This is a genomic window from Mucilaginibacter sp. Mucisp73, from assembly GCF_059491465.1.
Map to the genome: position 1 here is coordinate 4505032 of NZ_CP168507.1, position 17358 is coordinate 4522389.

At 43.4% G+C, this 17358-nt stretch carries 14 protein-coding genes; 3 read left to right on the top strand and 11 right to left on the bottom strand.

Annotated elements, in window-relative coordinates; translation table 11 throughout:
- Positions 1-38: 38 nt before the first annotated feature.
- The 8 genes from ACEN82_RS18570 to ACEN82_RS18605 form a co-directional block, all read right to left on the bottom strand.
- Entirely contained in the window at positions 39-3428 is a 3390-nt protein-coding gene (locus ACEN82_RS18570; protein ID WP_413321662.1) for a TonB-dependent receptor, read from the bottom strand.
- Positions 3429-3631: 203 nt separating this feature from the next.
- Positions 3632-4792, bottom strand: a complete 1161-nt coding sequence (locus ACEN82_RS18575) for a FecR family protein (RefSeq protein ID WP_413321663.1) — start codon at positions 4790-4792, stop codon at positions 3632-3634.
- A gap of 201 nt (positions 4793-4993) precedes the next feature.
- Positions 4994-6046, bottom strand: a complete 1053-nt coding sequence (locus tag ACEN82_RS18580) for an NAD(P)-dependent alcohol dehydrogenase (protein ID WP_413321664.1) — start codon at positions 6044-6046, stop codon at positions 4994-4996.
- A gap of 9 nt (positions 6047-6055) precedes the next feature.
- Positions 6056-6460 (bottom strand): cupin domain-containing protein, encoded by a 405-nt coding sequence (locus tag ACEN82_RS18585; RefSeq protein ID WP_413321665.1) that lies wholly within the window; start codon positions 6458-6460, stop codon positions 6056-6058.
- A 19-nt stretch (positions 6461-6479) separates the two neighbouring features.
- On the bottom strand, positions 6480-7055 hold the full coding sequence (locus ACEN82_RS18590; RefSeq protein ID WP_413321666.1) for an NAD(P)H-binding protein: 576 nt from the start codon (positions 7053-7055) through the stop codon (positions 6480-6482).
- Positions 7052-7492, bottom strand: coding sequence for a nuclear transport factor 2 family protein (locus ACEN82_RS18595; protein WP_413321667.1), 441 nt, complete (start codon positions 7490-7492; stop codon positions 7052-7054). Before ACEN82_RS18595 ends, ACEN82_RS18590 begins: the two co-directional genes overlap by 4 nt.
- A 1-nt stretch (position 7493) precedes the next feature.
- The gene (locus ACEN82_RS18600; RefSeq protein ID WP_090531825.1) at positions 7494-8339 is read right to left on the bottom strand and encodes an SDR family oxidoreductase; all 846 of its coding nucleotides are present in this window, start codon (positions 8337-8339) and stop codon (positions 7494-7496) included.
- Between the two features lie 2 nt (positions 8340-8341).
- Positions 8342-9322, bottom strand: coding sequence for an aldo/keto reductase (locus ACEN82_RS18605; RefSeq protein WP_413321668.1), 981 nt, complete (start codon positions 9320-9322; stop codon positions 8342-8344).
- A 166-nt stretch (positions 9323-9488) separates the two neighbouring features.
- On the opposite strand from ACEN82_RS18605, the gene ACEN82_RS18610 reads away from it, so the two are divergent.
- Entirely contained in the window at positions 9489-10382 is an 894-nt protein-coding gene (locus ACEN82_RS18610) for a helix-turn-helix domain-containing protein (RefSeq protein ID WP_090531829.1), read from the top strand.
- A gap of 214 nt (positions 10383-10596) precedes the next feature.
- On the opposite strand, the gene ACEN82_RS18615 is transcribed toward ACEN82_RS18610, so the two are convergent.
- The 3 genes from ACEN82_RS18615 to ACEN82_RS18625 form a co-directional block, all read right to left on the bottom strand.
- Entirely contained in the window at positions 10597-11181 is a 585-nt protein-coding gene (locus ACEN82_RS18615; protein ID WP_090531831.1) for an RNA polymerase sigma-70 factor, read from the bottom strand.
- 275 nt (positions 11182-11456) lie between these two features.
- Positions 11457-12080, bottom strand: coding sequence for an alpha/beta hydrolase (locus ACEN82_RS18620; protein ID WP_413321669.1), 624 nt, complete (start codon positions 12078-12080; stop codon positions 11457-11459).
- A gap of 8 nt (positions 12081-12088) precedes the next feature.
- Positions 12089-13024, bottom strand: coding sequence for a ring-cleaving dioxygenase (locus tag ACEN82_RS18625; RefSeq protein WP_091172453.1), 936 nt, complete (start codon positions 13022-13024; stop codon positions 12089-12091).
- A 446-nt stretch (positions 13025-13470) separates the two neighbouring features.
- On the opposite strand from ACEN82_RS18625, the gene ACEN82_RS18630 reads away from it, so the two are divergent.
- Positions 13471-15699: a glycoside hydrolase family 20 protein gene (locus ACEN82_RS18630; protein ID WP_413321670.1), complete on the top strand. Its 2229-nt coding sequence runs from the start codon at positions 13471-13473 to the stop codon at positions 15697-15699.
- Between the two features lie 231 nt (positions 15700-15930).
- A complete protein-coding gene (locus ACEN82_RS18635; RefSeq protein WP_413321671.1) occupies positions 15931-17358 on the top strand; it encodes a serine/threonine protein kinase in 1428 nt (475 codons plus the stop codon).

Consider the following 17358-nt stretch of genomic DNA (forward strand, 5'->3'; position numbering starts at 1 on the left):
TTGAACTTATCAATTGATCCGTTAAAAGCTTTTATACTTTAAAATGTCACGTTACACCCCAATGTATAAACAGCCGAAACCGGATAACCTGTAAAGTTTACATTGGGCGATAAAGAGCGGTTGCCATCCTGCCCCTCAATCCCTACCTCGGGGCTTCCGCCTCTGTAGCCTGTAATCAGGATAGCATTTTGAGCACTAAAATAAACCCTGAAATTCTTGCTGAATTTGGTTTTGAAATTATATCCAAGGTCAATATTTTTAACCATCAGGTATGAGTTACTTTCAACCCAATATGAAGGGTAATAATCACGTGCAAGGTTAGTGTTAGATACCGTTGTTGGCAATTTGCCCGCCCCCGGTTGCTGAGGCGACCGCCAGCGCTGTATTACCGACTGCTCAACATTAAATACCCCATCAAGGTTGGTGGTAAATTGCTTGTACATATCAAATACATGCCCACCAACAGATCCTGCCGAAATGATATTCATGTCAAAGCCTTTATACGATAGGTGGTTGTTGAAACCGAAAGTAAACTTTGGCCATGGGTTACCGATAGGTACCTGATCATGCCCGTCAATGATACCATCATTATTAACATCCTTATACCTGATGTTACCAACCTGTTCACCGTCAAAATGCGGGTATTTGTCAAGTTCGGCCTGGTTTTGGAATATTCCTTCAAAAATATAACCATAAAATTGCCCCAATGGTAACCCCACCTGCGTTATGCTGGTAGGGTTATCGTTAATTGGTGCATCATATATGTAGGGTGTAGGGCCCAAGCTAATTACTTTATTACGGTTGAACGAAATGTTCATATCGGTACTCCAGTTAAACCCTTTGCCAACTATATTTTTGGTTGTAAGGGTAAATTCCCAGCCCCGGTTACGCACATTGCCCACGTTTGTTAAGGCACCGCTGTAGCCGGAAACTATCGGTACAGGAATATATTGAAGCATCCTTTCGGTATAACGGTTATAATACTCGGCTATTAAATAAACACGGCCTTTTAACAACGAGATGTCAACACCCAAATCAAACTGTTTAGTGGTTTCCCAGCCAAGTTCCTGGTTGCCAAGATCTGTTAGCGACTTACCAGGCGAAAGCGCGCCGCCAAACGTATAATTAGTATCGTCAACCTGCGATACCCACATATAACTTGCTACGTTGTTGTTACCCGCATGGCCATAACTGCCCGAAAATTTAACCTGGTCGATAAAAGAAGTTTTAGGAAAGAATGATTCATCTGAAATACGCCATCCGCCCGAAACCGAAGGAAACGTACCCCATCTGTGCCCAGGGGCAAATCTTGATGAACCATCGCGCCTGATAGAGGCACTCAGCAGGTATTTATCTTTATAAGCGTAGTTAACCCTCCCTATTACGGATAGCAATCTCCATTCTTCATTAATAGTGTTTGCGGTTATAGTTGTTGCAGAGCTTAAGGATTGGATTGCATCATCAGGAAAATCTGTACCATATGTTAAGCGGTAACGGTTGGTTTCCTGCTGGATCGAATAATCGCCTAAAACAGTCAATGTATGATTGCCCCAAGTTTTTTTATAGGTAGCTGAATTTTCATTAAGCCAGTTAAAAGTGTTTGATGAGTTAAATGAACCAACAGCTTTTACTTGTTTACCATCGCGGTTAGGTGCATTAAAGCCCCCTAAAAACGACGGCCGGAAATAATCACCGTTACTATTTTGATAGTCAACACCAAAGGTCGACCGTAGTGTAAGCCCGTCAATTACTTTCCACTCCACATAAGCATTGGCCAGCGTACGGAACTGCTTATACATGTTTGTTGTATTAACCAGCGCGCTTACCGGGTTCACATTCTGGAAAGTACCGGGTGATCCTACAACATTGGTATACGAACCATCGGGTTGTTTTACGGGGGTAAGCGGGCTTTCAAGGTAAGCCTGGCTTAATGCTGCCGACAGAAAATGCCCATCTGTTTGCTGCTGGTTACGTAAACTGTACGTGGGCGCTATACTTAAGCCAACAATAACGTTTTTTGCCACATCAGCATCCATTGTGCCTTTTAAAGAATAGCGCTGAAACCCGGTATTGAGTACCGTTCCCCGTTGGTCGAAATACCCCATCGAAAACAAGGAGCGTGCTTTTTCAGTACCGTTAGAAACCGTTACATCATAATTCTGTATCGGCGCCACCCTGGTTACTGCGTCAAACCAATCCGTTCCCTTGCCTAAAGCTGCCGGATTTTGATACTCAACGGGAATCGGGTTGTTTGTTCCGTTAACAGCATTGGCATCCTGTATAGCCTCCTTACGCCACTGTGCAAATTGCTCAGCGGTCATCATTTTTAATTTGCTTTTAGGCAATATGGTTTGGATCCCTGTTGAAGTATTTACCGTAACTGATGACTCTCCTTTTTTTGCCCTCCTGGTAGTAATCAATATTACACCGTTTGAACCGCGCGAACCATAAATAGCTGTAGAAGCAGCGTCTTTCAATACGCTGATATTTTCTATATCGTCGGGGTTGATGGTACTTAAAGGGTTTTGATATTGATCAAACCCCGGAGAAATGGGGAATCCATCTATTACATATAAAGGGTCATCACCTGCACCCACTGAACCGGCACCACGTATATTTACCGATACACCACCACCCGGAGTACCGGTTACCTGGTTTACGGTTACGCCCGCGAGTTGGCCGGCCAGTTTCAAATCAAGACTCGCCGTTTTGATCTCTTTGATGTTGCCCATTTTTACCGAACCTACAGCGCCCGTTACATCCTTACGCTCCTGGTTACCATAGCCTACAACAACTACCTCTTTTAATTCCTTGTTATCCTCACTCAAAACAACGTTGATAGTTGTTCTTTTATTAACCGGTTCTTCTTTGGTTTGGAAACCGATAAATGTAAATACCAAGACTGCATTATCTTCGGCATTTAGGGAATACTTACCGTCCACCCCGGTTATGGCACCAACATTGGTGCCTTTTACTTTAACATTAACACCCGGTAAAGGCTGATTTTTATCATCTACCACAATACCGCTTATGGTTATGGGTACCTGGGCAGTGCTTACATCGGGCGTTTTCTTTTTATTTACAATGATATTTTTATCATCAATAACATACGTTAAAGGCTCATCCTTAAAGCATTGCTGTAACGCTTCCTGTAATGAAGCGTTAGTTAGTGAAAGATTAACCGGTTTGGTTTTTGAAATATCCTTATACCTGTAAAAGAAATAATAGCCGCTTTGCTTTTCAATTGCTTTAAAAGCTTTATCAAGCGCTATCCCCCTCGCATTCAGGGTTATGGATTGTGAAAAACTTTTAGCACTGAGCTGCAGGCAGCCGAGGGTTAATAATAAGACGGTTAATCTCATCGTCAAAAACAGTTTTGAATGTGTACCAAAGGCACTAAATACTTTACCAGTAAAGTTTAAATGCATAACTTCGTGATGTTTGGGTTAAAAAAATCTGTTATTGAAAACTCAGGAAAGCTTGATCCAATTCATTATGCCGGAAGCGTTGCAGCGCTTCCGGCTTTTCTTTCATTTAGATAAGGGGAGCTTAGGTTGGAATATTTTGAGATTATATCGTCAGTGTTTCTTCATAGTTTGGGTTTAGCAGTTAAAAATCAGCTGCCGGTATTTTAAGGCGTAACAATTATTTTTTTGTTCTCAATCCTAAAACGCACGTGGCTTAATTCAAGGATGTGCAATACCTGCGATAGTTTTACATCCCTGCTGATCTTACCTACAAACTCATCATCAGGTATTTTACCTTCGTATATTACTTCGGTACCATACCACCTCGAAAGCTGCTTCATAATATCTTGTATGTTTGCCCGCTCAAAGTCAAAGAAACCATTTTTCCAGGCTACCGCTTCGTCGGTATCAACATCAATAATTTTAATGTTTTTATCATTTATAATGCCCTGCTGACCGGGCTTTAATAAATTGCTCGTATTACCTTGTGTTAATTTCACCGATCCTTCAAGAAGAGTGGTTTTAACAGCGGCCTCATCGTTGTAAGCCATGATATTGAAATGCGTGCCCAATACCGCCACGTTAATATCTTTAACCTTTACATTAAAAGGCTTCGCCTTATTTTTGGCCACCTCAAAATATCCTTCACCGGTGAGTTCAACATCACGTTCGGTACCTGTAAATGCCGTAGGGAATTTCAGTGAAGAGGCAGAGTTAAGCCAAACTTTTGAACCATCAGGAAGCACTACCCGGTACTGGCCGCCCCTGGGGGTGCTAATGGTGTTATAGGCAACCGGTCCATTTTGCTGTTGATCTTTATCCGCGGTGTAAACCACCTGCCCATCCTGCGTTTTATTAATGCTGGTGTTACCCGATTGATTCAGCAAGCCGATCTTAGCCGAATCGAGTATCAGTTTGGAGCCATTGGCAAGGGTTAAAACAGCCCTGTTATCGCCAGGCTCAACGTCATGTTTTACAACTGCTTTGTTTTGAACGGCTAATTGTTGCTGTTCATGTTTAATACACCAATGATAAACAGCAGTGCCCGACACAGCCAACAGGATAACAGCAGCGGCAACATTTCTGAAAAAATGTAACCTTATAACTTTTGGACCCTTGTTAGCCACCGGTTCGGCTATCGCCTGCCTGATGTTGTTTAACATGCGGTCTTCCAGTTCCTGTTTTACACCAATTATTTTTTCATCCCATTCGTCGGTATCACCCTGAAAGCTTTCGAAAAAATTCAACAACTGCTCCTTCTCCGCGGCAGTTGCCTGCCCGGCCAGGTATTTATCTATCAGTTGTAAAAATTCTCCCTGTTGCACAAATGTGGTTTTGATAAGGAGAGTAAAAAAACGGGGGTATCCCCTACGCCGAAATGAAAAAATTAAAATATTTGTGAGTTTTCTTTTTTAATGAGACAGTTTTTTCACATTTAGTGAGACAGTTTAACAACCGTTTTGAGGATATTATTCAATGAAAAAGCCACCGGACATCGGTGGCTTTTGGTAATTACGTTTTTTCGATCAATTTTGAAGCGATGCCATATCGATAACAAAGCGATATTTGACGTCACCTTTTTCCAGCCGTTCAAAAGCTTCGTTCACATATTGGATATCAATGATCTCTGATTCCGATACGATATTATGTTTAAAGCAAAAGTCCAGCATTTCCTGGGTTTCAGGAATGCCGCCAATGTTTGAACCGGCAAAGCTTCTGTTGCCTACGATCACACCAAAAGCTTGTACTTCCAGTGGTTCAGGAGGTAAACCAACCAATACAACAGCACCATCATGGCGCAGCAAATTCAGATAGGCGTTTACATCATGCTTTGCAGATACGGTGTCAATAATGAAATGCAACTTGCGTCCATATTGAGCCATTTGTTCGGCATCTGATGATAACACTGCTTCATCTGCACCTAAACGTTTAGCATCTTCGACTTTGGATGGTGATGTGGTAAACACTGTAACATGCGCACCCATCGCTTTAGCTATTTTAATAGCTAAGTGACCTAAGCCGCCGATACCCAGTATACCAACCTTTTTGCCGGGACCAGCACCCCAATGTTTTAAAGGGGAGTAAACGGTGATACCTGCGCAAAGCAGCGGTGCAGCTGAAGCAAGGTTTTGGAACTCCGGCATATGCAATACATACCGTTCATTACATACATAGGTTTTAGAAAAACCGCCAAAAGTATGTCCGCCTGATACTTTGTCTTCACTGTTGAAAGAGAAGGTTACGCCTTCTTCGCAGAACTGCTCGATGCCGTCATTGCAATATTCGCAATGCCCGCAACTGTCGACAATACAACCAACTGCTGCCAGTTCACCAACCCTGAAGTTTTTTACATGATCACCTACGGCTGTTACCCGGCCTACAATTTCGTGACCAGGAACGATAGGCCATTGCGTTCCGCCAAAATCATTTTTGATCTGGTGAAGGTCGCTGTGGCAGATACCACAGTACAAGATTTCCATCTCTACGTCGTGTGCTTGTAAAGCGCGGCGCTGAATGTCTATTTCATGCAGTGCTACATCGACTGCTTCTGTTCCATATGCTTTTACTGTAGTGCTCATTGATTGCTGTTAATTGTTTTGATTTGAATATTCGTTATCTGATACTGGCTCCATCCAGTTGACCACTCCTTTTTCCGCATTGATGTTAATGGCGACGTGGATCATCGGGGCATCGGGTGAAGCACCGTGCCAATGTCTGATGCCCGGCAAAACATTGATCGCGCCACCGGCTTCAACATGTTGTACTGGGCCTCCTTCTTCCTGGTAATAGCAAACGCCCTCTTTGACAAGCAGGATCTGGTTTGAGGGATGCGTATGCCAGTTGTTGTGGCAGCCTGCTTCAAAATAGACATCACTTACATTGCAGTTAGTCACCTCATCAGTAGCTACCAGCGTTTTAACATACGCTTTGCCGCTGAAGTATTTTGCAACGGCGGGTTTAAATCCTTGTTCAGTTAAATTCTCTTGGTTCATGGTAAATGTATTTTATTGATTAATTGGGCTTGCTGATACCCAGGTTTTCATTTTTGTGCAGTTCCGGATCTTTAATGATGGTAGCAATAAAAGCAGCAATACTTTTTCTGGAAATAGCGGTGCCGGTTTCCGGTTGCCCCTTCTTTGTTAGCACGTATTCGACCTCGTTGCCATTGGTAAACCAATCCGGTCTAAGAATGGTATAATCCAGTCCGGATGCTTCGATGATGTCCGCAAGTTTACGGTATGGCTTTAATATCGCCCGTAAAGGCGTATTGTAGATGCCAATAGAACTGATCGCGACGATCCGTTTAACCCCGGTTTCCTGCATAGCTTTGACAATGATTCCAGTCATGGTTTCCAGATCGCCCGCAAGGTTCACATAAACAATATCATGGCCGATAATTGCGTTTTCAACATGGTTATAGTTGGCAGCGTCGCCTTCGATCACTTTGTGTTTGGCAGCTACATTTTGCTGTAATCGCTTTTTGTTTCGCACAAACAACGTCAGTTCCACCTCAGGCTGTTTTTCCAGGTCTTTTATTACGCATGGGACAAGGCTTCCGCTCGCCCCGATAATGATCACTTTTTTCATTTGCTTTCGGGTATTACGCTGGCATGCAATGCCAGTAGCTTCCAAGCGCTTTTAGTTGTCGATCTGGTAAATACTTCAAGGTAAGCCAAGTGCAGTACAGTTTGCTTACCGTCAACAGTTACATCGAACAAGCCTTTACCAGTTACGGTGCCCGTGTTTTGTTCGATGACTACATCGCTTTCTTCGACGTTAATACTGTTATGCACAAAGTTGCCGCCCTTCAAACGTGCAAGATATGCTGCCTTAGACTGTATCACGCCCGCTGAACTGAGTACGACCAGCCGTTTATGCAATACGTTTTCAAGCGAGTCAAAATGACTTCCGACTTCCCATTGAAAGATCTGCGATGAAAGTGCTTTTAAAGCAGTTTCACGTTTGGACTGTGCAAATGCCGTAGTGCCGGTGGGCAGCAAAAGCGCTATTGAAATTGCTTTCATATCAGCTGTTTGAATTTGGCGCCAATTCTCCGTAGAAGTAAGAGGCCGTTGCACCACCATCGATCAAAAAGTCGGAACCGGTAATGAAAGCGCCTGCATTCGACAATAACAATTCGGCAACATTGGCAACTTCATCAGCTATACCGGGACGCCCTGCCGGGCTTTTCGCAAACATGTTTTTATAAAAATCACCTCTTGGACCGTTGATCTCATCAAGTGCAAGCGGTGTAATAATGATACCCGGTGAGATCGCATTAACGCGTGCACCCCGTTTGCCCCATTTTACAGCTTCTGCCATTACACGCTTACCATTAGCCCGTTTTGCCATTTGATAAGCATGCAGCGTATCTTTTATGTGTTCCGGTTTAAGCAGTTCCAATTGCAGCAACTCTTCTGTCGGTGTTATTGCCAGCAACCTGTCCTCGTCGGCTGTTAATGCCGGCATCCGGTACCCTGACTGGCTGGAGATCACCACGCCTGTACCGCCGGGTTTGATCACCTTGCCGAACTCTTCCAATAAAAGTGAAGTTCCGTAGAGGTCAACCTTCATTATCTGTTCAATGGATGCCTGGCTCGGTGAAACACCTGCCGCATTGATGAGCATCGCAATTTCACCTTCCTGCTGAGCAGCTTTGATCAGTTCCTGAACAGATTCTCTTGATGAGATGTCCACTTTAAACGGTACTACGTCAAAACCGGCTTCCGTCAGTGTCTTGGATATCGCCTGCGCATTTTCTATTTTCCAGTCTGCTACGAATATTTTATTACCATAACCCATTCTACGGACGATGGCCATACCTAATTGACCGGCCCCGGTCAATACGATAACATTGTTTGAAGTTTTCATGATTAACGTCCCTGGTTATAAGCTAAATGTTGTGGATAACGTGCGCCGACAACCTCGATATGACCAAGTGCGATTTGAATGTCCGCGAGATCCTGCTCGCTTAAGACTACCTTAGCAGCTGACATGTTCTCTTCTAATCTGTTGATCTTGGTGGTGCCAGGTATCGGCACAATGTATGGCTTTTGCGCCAGCAGCCAGGCAATTGCTATCTGTGCATTGGTTACGCCTTTTTGTTTCGCGATCTCTGTTAAGGCATCTACGAGGCCCTGGTTCGCCTGGCGGTTTTCTTCCGAAAAGCGCGGCACCACATTGCGGAAATCCGTTTTATCGAAACTGGTCTTATCGTTAATGGCACCGGTTAAAAATCCCTTGCCGAGCGGGCTGAATGGCACAAAGCCAATGTGCAATTCTTCCAATAACGGTAGTATTTCCTTCTCAGGTTCACGCCACCACAAGGAGTATTCACTTTGCAGTGCTGTTACCGGTTGAACGGCGTGTGCTTTACGGATGCTGGCTGCACCGGCTTCCGACATACCAAAGTGCTTTACTTTGCCTTCTGTGATCAGTTCTTTCACAGCACCTGCAACATCTTCCATCGGCACGTTAGGATCAACACGGTGCTGGTACAGCAGGTCGATCCGGTCGGTACGCAGACGCTTTAATGCGGCTTCCGTATGTGCGCGGATGTTTTCAGGGCGGCTGTCCAGGCCGTCACTTGTCTTACCGTTCTTAAAACCGAATTTGGTGGCGATCACTACTTCGTTGCGAAAAGGCTCCAATGCCTCGCCAACCACTTCTTCATTCAGGTAAGGCCCGTAGGCTTCAGCGGTATCAAAAAAGGTTACGCCAATTTCAAACGCGCGACGGATCAATTCGATTGCTTCTGTTTTTTCTGTAGCCGGGCCATATCCATAGCTTAGACCCATACAGCCTAATCCAAGGGTTGAAACTTCCAGGTCTTTTCCTAATATTCTCTTGTCCATGTCTTAATAATTTTTGTTATTGTAGATGATGGCACAAAGGTCAGGCCTATTTTTTTGTCTTCACTTATACAGATCACGGTATTACCTACCAATTTCTCGGATATGGTGGCAGTAATGATTATTTGGTGGATGGAGTGCTTACATTTGTTTAGGATAAGGAATTGATATGGAAGAGATCATCCGGTTTGAGACCGTAAAGTCTTATAACGACTTCAATAATGAAGAGACGCTGCACCCATTGGTGAGCGTCATAGATTTTTCAAAGGCAACACCGCGCAAGCGCTATAAGATGTATTTCGGGCTATACGTTGTCATCTTAAAAGATGTGGATTGTGGTGACCTGACTTACGGTAGGGCAAATTACGATTACCAGGAGGGCACACTGGTATTTTTCTCTCCAGGACAGGTGGCTGGGGTACAAAAGGAAGAACTCTTCCAGCCAAGCGGTCATGCCTTGGTTTTTCATCCCGACTTTATCAAAGGCACATCTTTGGGAAAACATATACAGGATTATGGTTTTTTTAGTTACAAAGTAAACGAAGCACTTCACCTTTCAGAGCGTGAACGGAAGATTGTCCTGGATAGCTTCAGCAAGATCCGCTATGAATTAGAACATGCCATCGACAAGCACAGCAAAAAATTAGTGGTGAGCACCATTGAACTCTTTCTTGATTATTGTGTCCGTTTCTATGACCGGCAATTTATAACCCGTGACGAAGCACACAGAGGTTTACTAGAAAGATTCGAGGCTTTTTTGAATGAATATTTGAGTTCGGATAAACTGCAAACCATCGGCCTGCCAACGGTTGCTTATTGTGCTGATGGACTCAATTTATCTGCAAACTATTTTGGGGAACTGATAAAAAAGGAAACAGGCAAATCTGCACATGAATATATTCAGGAAAAAGTGATTGATCTGGCGAAAGAAAAGATATTCGACCCCAACAAGTCCGTTAGCGAGATCGCCTATGAACTGGGTTTTAAATACCCGCAACATTTCACCCGACTATTCAAGAAACAAACCGGCAGCTCTCCTTTGGAGTACCGAAGCAATAATTAATAATTCGGCGTTCTGCACAGTTGGCTCATTAAAAGAGAGGCGTCACAAAGCTTTCACCTAACTAAAAAAAAATGAGACATTAAATGATGTAAACGTGAGGCATCATAAGATGTAAATGACAGCCAGAAAAAGAAAACGTTTTTACATTGCTATTTTCCCAATCGTCGATTGGGATATTACCCAATCATGAAAGATCACCATAAAATAATTAGAATTATTTATCTAAAAAAAACATCAACGCTTCCAGGATAAAAGCGGAGCCTAACGAGCCGCGTAACTGGCGAAGTGCTTTGGTTAAATGATTTTCGACGGTTTTAGTGGATATATTTAGCTGCAAGGCTATTTCCTTATGACTAAGACATTCTTCGCGGCTCAGCTTGTAAACTTCCCGGCATTTTTCGGGCAGGGTATCAATTACCTGGTTTATTTGCAGTAACAGTTCTTTATGCTCAATGGTGTTGTGGGTAGCTGGAGTGTGCAGGCGTTCTATCAGATCGTCAAAAATCTCGCTTCTTACAGGGGTACCTGTGCGGATTTGCCTGTAAACCCCATAACGTACCGATGCATACAGATAGGCTTTAAGCGATATATTGATCTCCACTTCGGCCCGGCAATCCCAAAGCTTAATAAACAGTTCCTGGATAATATCTTCGCATGCCTGTCTGTCTTTTAAGATATTATAAGCCGCTTTAAAAAGTGAAGCCCAATATCTCCTGTAAATCATGGTAAGCGCCGCTTCATCATCAGCCTTTAACCGGCTAATGAGCTGCATATCGCTCATCACAATTTTGTCGGGCATAGTTTACTAATTAAGTTGGTCCGGGAAACAAAGGCTAAAATTACTTAAATATTAATTTAATATATTTAAAAAGTAAAAATAAGCTTATCTGCTAATTATGAATCACTTAATCATCATTTCAAACTACTGGTTATTAATATAAAATACCACAAAGCTTATCAAAAGCATAGGCATAACTTATTTATTATACAGGTTGGTCAATACTATCCGGCAAAAAAAAGAGAGCCGCCCCTCCGGGCAGCTCTCCACTCTTAAACACTCAACTTTGAAAACAATCAATTCTTCAGTATCTCGTTTGCCAACACAATTTCTTCATGGGAAATAGTATGCTGGCGGCCTTTATATATTTTGAGGGTTACACCCGCATTTAATTCTTTTAATATTTCAACACTGTCATTAACCCTGCTAACTGGTACATGCGGGTCGGGGTCGCCGGTGGTGACCAGTACCGGGGTATTGTTAAAATCGCCTTTGTAGCTTTCCTTAACCAGCTTCTCTCCTATCAATCCGCCGGTGAAAGCGATAATCCCCCCGTACCTGCCGGCATTTCGGCCGGTATATTCAAGCGTTAAACATGCGCCCTGCGAAAAACCAAGGAAATAGATATCTTCCCGTGCTATTCCTTTTTGCCTGAGGTCCTCAACCAGTTCGTCAATTACTTCAAGGGCCGAATCAAGTGCCGGTTGATTATTTTGAACCGGGGCCATAAAGCTGTAGGGATACCAGCTATGTTGATTGGCCTGTGGTGCATAGATAGCGTACCCCTCTAATTCAAGATGATCTTTAAGCGAGACCATGCTGCTTGCCGATGCGCCGCGGCCATGCAGCATAATGATGGCTTTTTTGGCCTGTTCGGCGGGAACTCCCGCCGAAACAAGCTGTTTGGTGTGCCTGTACATCTGTTTGATTAAACTAATGATGGTAATGTTTTTTCCAACTCGCCGCGCAGGTTTTCATACTGTGCAGGTAATTTTAAACCTGTGCCCAATAATTCGGCTGGTTCATCAACCGCGAAGCCTGGGTTGTCGGTTGCTATCTCAAACAAAACACCACCTGGTTCGCGGAAGTATAATGAGTAGAAATAGTTTCTGTCTATTTTGTCGGTGATATGCAAGCCAAGGTTGGCTATCTTTTCACGGTATTCCATCAATACTTTTTCATTAGGTACGCGGAACGCAACGTGGTGAACAGAACCACCTGCTACATGACCGGCAACTTCTCCCGGAACTTCCACCAAATCAACTATAGCTGCATTGTCGACAGCATCGGTAATAAACCTGTAGCGGTTAACATGTTGTTCCAGTAAGCGATAGCCTAATACACCGGTTAATATTTTGGCTGTAGCCTCAATTTTATTTGATGTAATGGTAATGCTGTGAAAACCTTTGGTTGCATTGGCAGCAGTTACTTCGGCAGTTTCCCATGGTGTGCGGTTATCGGCTTTTTTAGGAACGATAAGCTCAAATTTCAAACCATCAGGATCAAGGAAAGTAAGATACTGCTCACCAAATTTTTCGGCCGGTTTGTTGTAGATCACATTGTTGTCTTCAAACCTTTTCAACCAGAAATCCAAACTACCTTCAGGTACCGAATAACCAATTTCAGTTACCTGCCTTGCACCCCGGCGACCTGCTGTGATACCTTCCCAGGGGAAGAAAGTAAGGATGGAGCCGGGAGTACCATTGCCATCGCCATAATATAAGTGATAGGTACCAGGATCATCAAAGTTTACGGTTTTTTTAACTAACCTTAAACCCAATACACGGGTATAAAAATCATAGTTTTTTTTGGCATTGCCTGCAATTGCAGTGATGTGGTGAATGCCGTTTATAGTGTTTTCCATTGTTTTCCTTGTTTTAAATATTTTAATACTTGCTGTGTTATTATGATTCAAAATTACGGTCAAAATCGCCGGTAGCACTTGATGTAGGATAAGAAAAACGGGGCGGTGTTTTTTTGATGAGAAGCAAAAAAATAAACATTTAATGTGTTTAAAAAAATCACGTAAGAAATTTTCACACGAATGCTTTTCAAGTCTGCCACAATTAATCGAATTACACGAATCTCAAATTAATCCCAATTAAAAATTCGTGTAATTCGATTAATACGCAAAAATTCGTGTAAAAATTTTTCACTTTACATTTCAAAAGGATTCCTCCACCTGTGCAACAATTTCTTTATCTGCCTTTCCGCAAAAAAAGTATATTCGGCTTTACATTTACTTTGATGGTCAAGCTGTTTACATCCCGTATTTTTTTCAGTTATATTTTATTGTGCATGCTTTTTGCAATGATTACGCAAGCACAGGTTAAGGAAGAAGGTATTATTCCGAGGCCCATTAAAGTGGTAAAAACAAACGAGGTTTTTACGTTTAACAAATCTGCTCTCATTGGGATTGCACCAGATATCGATGCGGATAACCTCACGTTTTTTAACACCTATTTTAAATCGGTTGCCGGTTTTAGTCTTGCTGTAAGTCATAAGTTGAATCCTTCCATTCACTTAACTATTGACAGTGAAGCGGTAACCCATCCCGAAGGATACAAGTTGTCTGTTACAGCCAAACAGATCAATATTGCTGGCCATGATGCAGCCGGTGTGTTTTACGGTCTACAATCACTTACGCAACTATTAAAGGTAACCAACGGAAAAGTAACCATACAAGGCTATACCATTACCGACTACCCCCGTTTTGCATACCGCGGAATGCATTTAGATGTAAGCCGTCATTTTTTCAAGCCAGAAGCTATCAAAAAATGGATAGACTTGTTGGCATTATACAAAATCAACACCTTCCACTGGCACTTAACTGATGATCAGGGCTGGCGCATCGAAATAAAAAAATATCCTTTACTGCAAAGCATTTCGGCTTACCGCGATGAAACTATTATCGGTCATAAAAAGGATAGTCCGCATAAGTTTGATGGCGTACGTTATGGCGGTTATTATACCCAGGATGAGGTTAAGGAAATTGTAAAGTATGCCACCCAAAGGCACATTACCGTAATACCGGAAATTGAAATGCCGGGCCATGCGTTGGCGGCGCTGGCTGCTTACCCGCAATTGGGCTGTACTGGCGGTCCGTATAAAACCGCTACCTATTGGGGCATTTTTGACGATGTGTATTGCGCCGGCAACGACGAAACGTTTACCTTTTTACAAAATGTGATGGATGAGGTACTGCCCTTGTTCCCTTCAAAATATATTCACATCGGCGGTGATGAGTGCCCTAAAACCAAATGGAAGGTCTGCCCCAAATGCCAGCAGCGCATTAAGGACGAACACCTGAAAGATGAGAAGGAACTGCAAAGTTATTTCATCGGCCGCATGGAAAAATACCTGAACAGTAAAGGCCGGCAAATCATAGGCTGGGACGAGATTCTGGAAGGCGGGCTTACCCCTGGTGCAACCGTCATGAGCTGGACTGGCGAAGAGGGCGGCATAGCCGCCGCCAAACAGCATCATGATGCCATCATGACGCCCGAAAAATATGTATACCTGGATTACTACCAGTCACTTTACCCGGCCGAGCCATTAGCCGGCGGCGGATACACGCCATTAAGCAAGGTCTATAATTACGAACCAATAACTAATGAATTAAGCGGAGAGGAAGCAAAATATATTAAAGGTGTACAAGCCAACGCATGGAGCGAATACATGGCCAGCCCCGCACAGGCCGAGCGGCAATTGTTCCCGCGAATGCTGGCTTTGGCCGAAGTTGCCTGGAGTTCGAAGGAAAATAAAAGCTATCCGGATTTTTTGAAACGACTACGGTACCAGCAGCCTTTGCTCAAAAAGCTAAATATAAACGCGGCTGATGTATTTGATGAGATCATCGATTCGGTAACAGAAACTGCAGATCATCAGGTAGCGTTAAATCTCCAAACAACTTTACCCGGCGCTAAAATATTTTATACAACAGATGGTACTGAGCCAGGCTTAAACAGCAAAGGTTACACAGGTGCAATTACAATAGCATCACCAGGCATTATTAAAGCAGCTGTTTTTAATAATGGCAGGCAGCAGGGCCGAACCTATGAAAAGTCATTTACCATTCACAAGGCCATAGGCAAAACGGTAACGCTTAAAAACCAGCCGCAGGGAGGGTTTAATCCGGGTAATACCTTTGGTTTAGTGAACGGCATCTTCGGCAGCAAGCTTTATAATGACGGGCAATGGTATGGCTTCAGCGGAGATGACCTTGAAGCGGTAGTTGACCTTGGAAACGTGCAAAGCATATCAAAACTGGGTATCAATATCCTAAAATACCACTGGCAAAAAATGTGGGAGCCAACATTGCTTACGTTCGAGGTATCAACAGATGGAAGCAATTATACCGAAGTTTACCGCCAGACAGATTTCCCGGATAACGGCATCAACGCGGTAAGGGCAAACATCAAAACACAGCAAGCAAGATATATCAGGGTAAAAGCAACCAACAAAGGGATTATTCCGCCGGGTGAGTATATTCCCGGGGCAAAGGCATGGTTAATGGTGGATGAGATAATTGTAAATTAATGAACTATGGTCGTCTGAACTCGAATTTATTGAATTTGCTGAGCATTCTGTCCATTCTTTTAATTCAATAAATTCGAGTTCAGACAACATTCATAATCAGCGTAATCAACGAAATCACCCTAATCAGCGGTTATTTTTTTATATTTTTATACCAAACACTAATGCCTGCGTTATGTTGAGTAAAAAGTTTTTAATATTTGTCACGAATACTCATTCCCCAAGTATAACTCAATGAGCAAAGTATTTACTATTACCGAAGGTTTGGAAAACATGGGGGCTTTACGAACGGGCGGTCAGGGCTCTGTTTATAAAGGTCGCCGCTATGGGCCTATTATCACAGCGGTAAAGCTCCTGCCCACTCCTATTCATACCGAAAGCACCGACGATAAAAATTTTCGCAATTTCCAGAACGAGGTCGAAAAACTAAAAAAGGTAAACGAAGAGCCTAACCCAAATGTGGTTAAGATCCTTAATTCGGGCATTACCGAAAGTGGTTCGTTCCCGTTTATCGAAATGGAATATATTGATGGTCCCGATCTGGAAGACCTGCTGAAACCACCCCATGAGGCTATCTTCAGCATTAAAGAGATCATTAAACTGGCCGATCAGCTGGCAAACGCGTTATCGCACTGTCACAAGGTTTCGGTAAAGCACGGCGACATCAAAAGCAACAATGTAAAGTTCAACGTACATACCGGTAACTACGTGCTGCTTGATTTTGGTCTTTCGGCCATGTCTGATGATCAGCGCCGTACCAGTATCCGTCATGCGGGCGCTATTGAATTTATGGCACCCGAGCAAAATGAAGGCCTGATGTATTTCCAAACAGATGTGTACAGCTACGGCATCATCCTGTATGAATTGATTGGCGGGCAGGTGCCTTTCCCGCTAAAAGATAATGGCGAAACAGCACGCAACGCCGTGATGCTGGCCCACATGGAGTCGGAGATACCTGATGTAATGGAGCTGCGCCGCAAAAACCTGCCCGAAAGCTGGTCGGACGAGAAAAAGGAAATGCAGATGCAGGTTCCGGCCTGGTTATTACAGATTGTGGCTAAATGCCTGCAAAAAGACATCAATAACCGGTATGCCAACGGCATTGAATTGCAGGAAGCTTTGATGCAGGGCAGTATCGGCGCTATCAGCCCAACGCACCCCGATGAATCGTGGAATACCGAAGTTTTATTGAAGGAAAATGAACGCCTGCAGGGGCTGGTGCTATATTACCAGGAAAACGAGAACAAGCAACCGGCACAGGTAGTTAACAGCGAACCTGTGGACAATAAAGCGGTGCGCATGTCAAAGCCAATTTTTGTTTTGTTCATGATATTGCTTTGCGGTTTCACCGTTTTCTCTGCAGTGGTGATGGATAAGTTTGGCGGGCGTATTTATAATGGGGTGGTTAACAGGCTGTTTAAGCCTTCAAAAAAGGCAACCGATTCGGCCGCAGGTAATAAAATTATTCCCTCCCCAAAAAAAGACTCTGTACAGCAGCCTAAGGCCAGTGATTACAAAGATGAGAGCAATATTCCGCCTGAAGTTGATTCAACCGCCGATTCGATATTGCGTAACATACAACGGGCAAAACAACAAAAGGAAGATACGCAGTTTTATCGCGATAGCGTGAAAAAAGCGGATACCTCTAACTTAAACTTTTAA

What these genes read in the sequence shown, in the direction of transcription:
- ACEN82_RS18570 (WP_413321662.1), bottom strand. Translation starts at nt 3,428, where the DNA reads ATGCATTTAAACTTTACTGGTAAAGTATTTAGTGCCTTTGGTACACAT.
- ACEN82_RS18580 (WP_413321664.1), bottom strand. Translation starts at nt 6,046, where the DNA reads ATGAGCACTACAGTAAAAGCATATGGAACAGAAGCAGTCGATGTAGCA.
- ACEN82_RS18585 (WP_413321665.1), bottom strand. Translation starts at nt 6,460, where the DNA reads ATGAACCAAGAGAATTTAACTGAACAAGGATTTAAACCCGCCGTTGCA.
- ACEN82_RS18590 (WP_413321666.1), bottom strand. Translation starts at nt 7,055, where the DNA reads ATGAAAAAAGTGATCATTATCGGGGCGAGCGGAAGCCTTGTCCCATGC.
- ACEN82_RS18595 (WP_413321667.1), bottom strand. Translation starts at nt 7,492, where the DNA reads ATGAAAGCAATTTCAATAGCGCTTTTGCTGCCCACCGGCACTACGGCA.
- ACEN82_RS18600 (WP_090531825.1), bottom strand. Translation starts at nt 8,339, where the DNA reads ATGAAAACTTCAAACAATGTTATCGTATTGACCGGGGCCGGTCAATTA.
- ACEN82_RS18605 (WP_413321668.1), bottom strand. Translation starts at nt 9,322, where the DNA reads ATGGACAAGAGAATATTAGGAAAAGACCTGGAAGTTTCAACCCTTGGA.
- ACEN82_RS18610 (WP_090531829.1), top strand. Translation starts at nt 9,489, where the DNA reads ATGGAAGAGATCATCCGGTTTGAGACCGTAAAGTCTTATAACGACTTC.
- ACEN82_RS18615 (WP_090531831.1), bottom strand. Translation starts at nt 11,181, where the DNA reads ATGCCCGACAAAATTGTGATGAGCGATATGCAGCTCATTAGCCGGTTA.
- ACEN82_RS18620 (WP_413321669.1), bottom strand. Translation starts at nt 12,080, where the DNA reads ATGTACAGGCACACCAAACAGCTTGTTTCGGCGGGAGTTCCCGCCGAA.
- ACEN82_RS18625 (WP_091172453.1), bottom strand. Translation starts at nt 13,024, where the DNA reads ATGGAAAACACTATAAACGGCATTCACCACATCACTGCAATTGCAGGC.
- ACEN82_RS18630 (WP_413321670.1), top strand. Translation starts at nt 13,471, where the DNA reads ATGATTACGCAAGCACAGGTTAAGGAAGAAGGTATTATTCCGAGGCCC.
- ACEN82_RS18635 (WP_413321671.1), top strand. Translation starts at nt 15,931, where the DNA reads ATGAGCAAAGTATTTACTATTACCGAAGGTTTGGAAAACATGGGGGCT.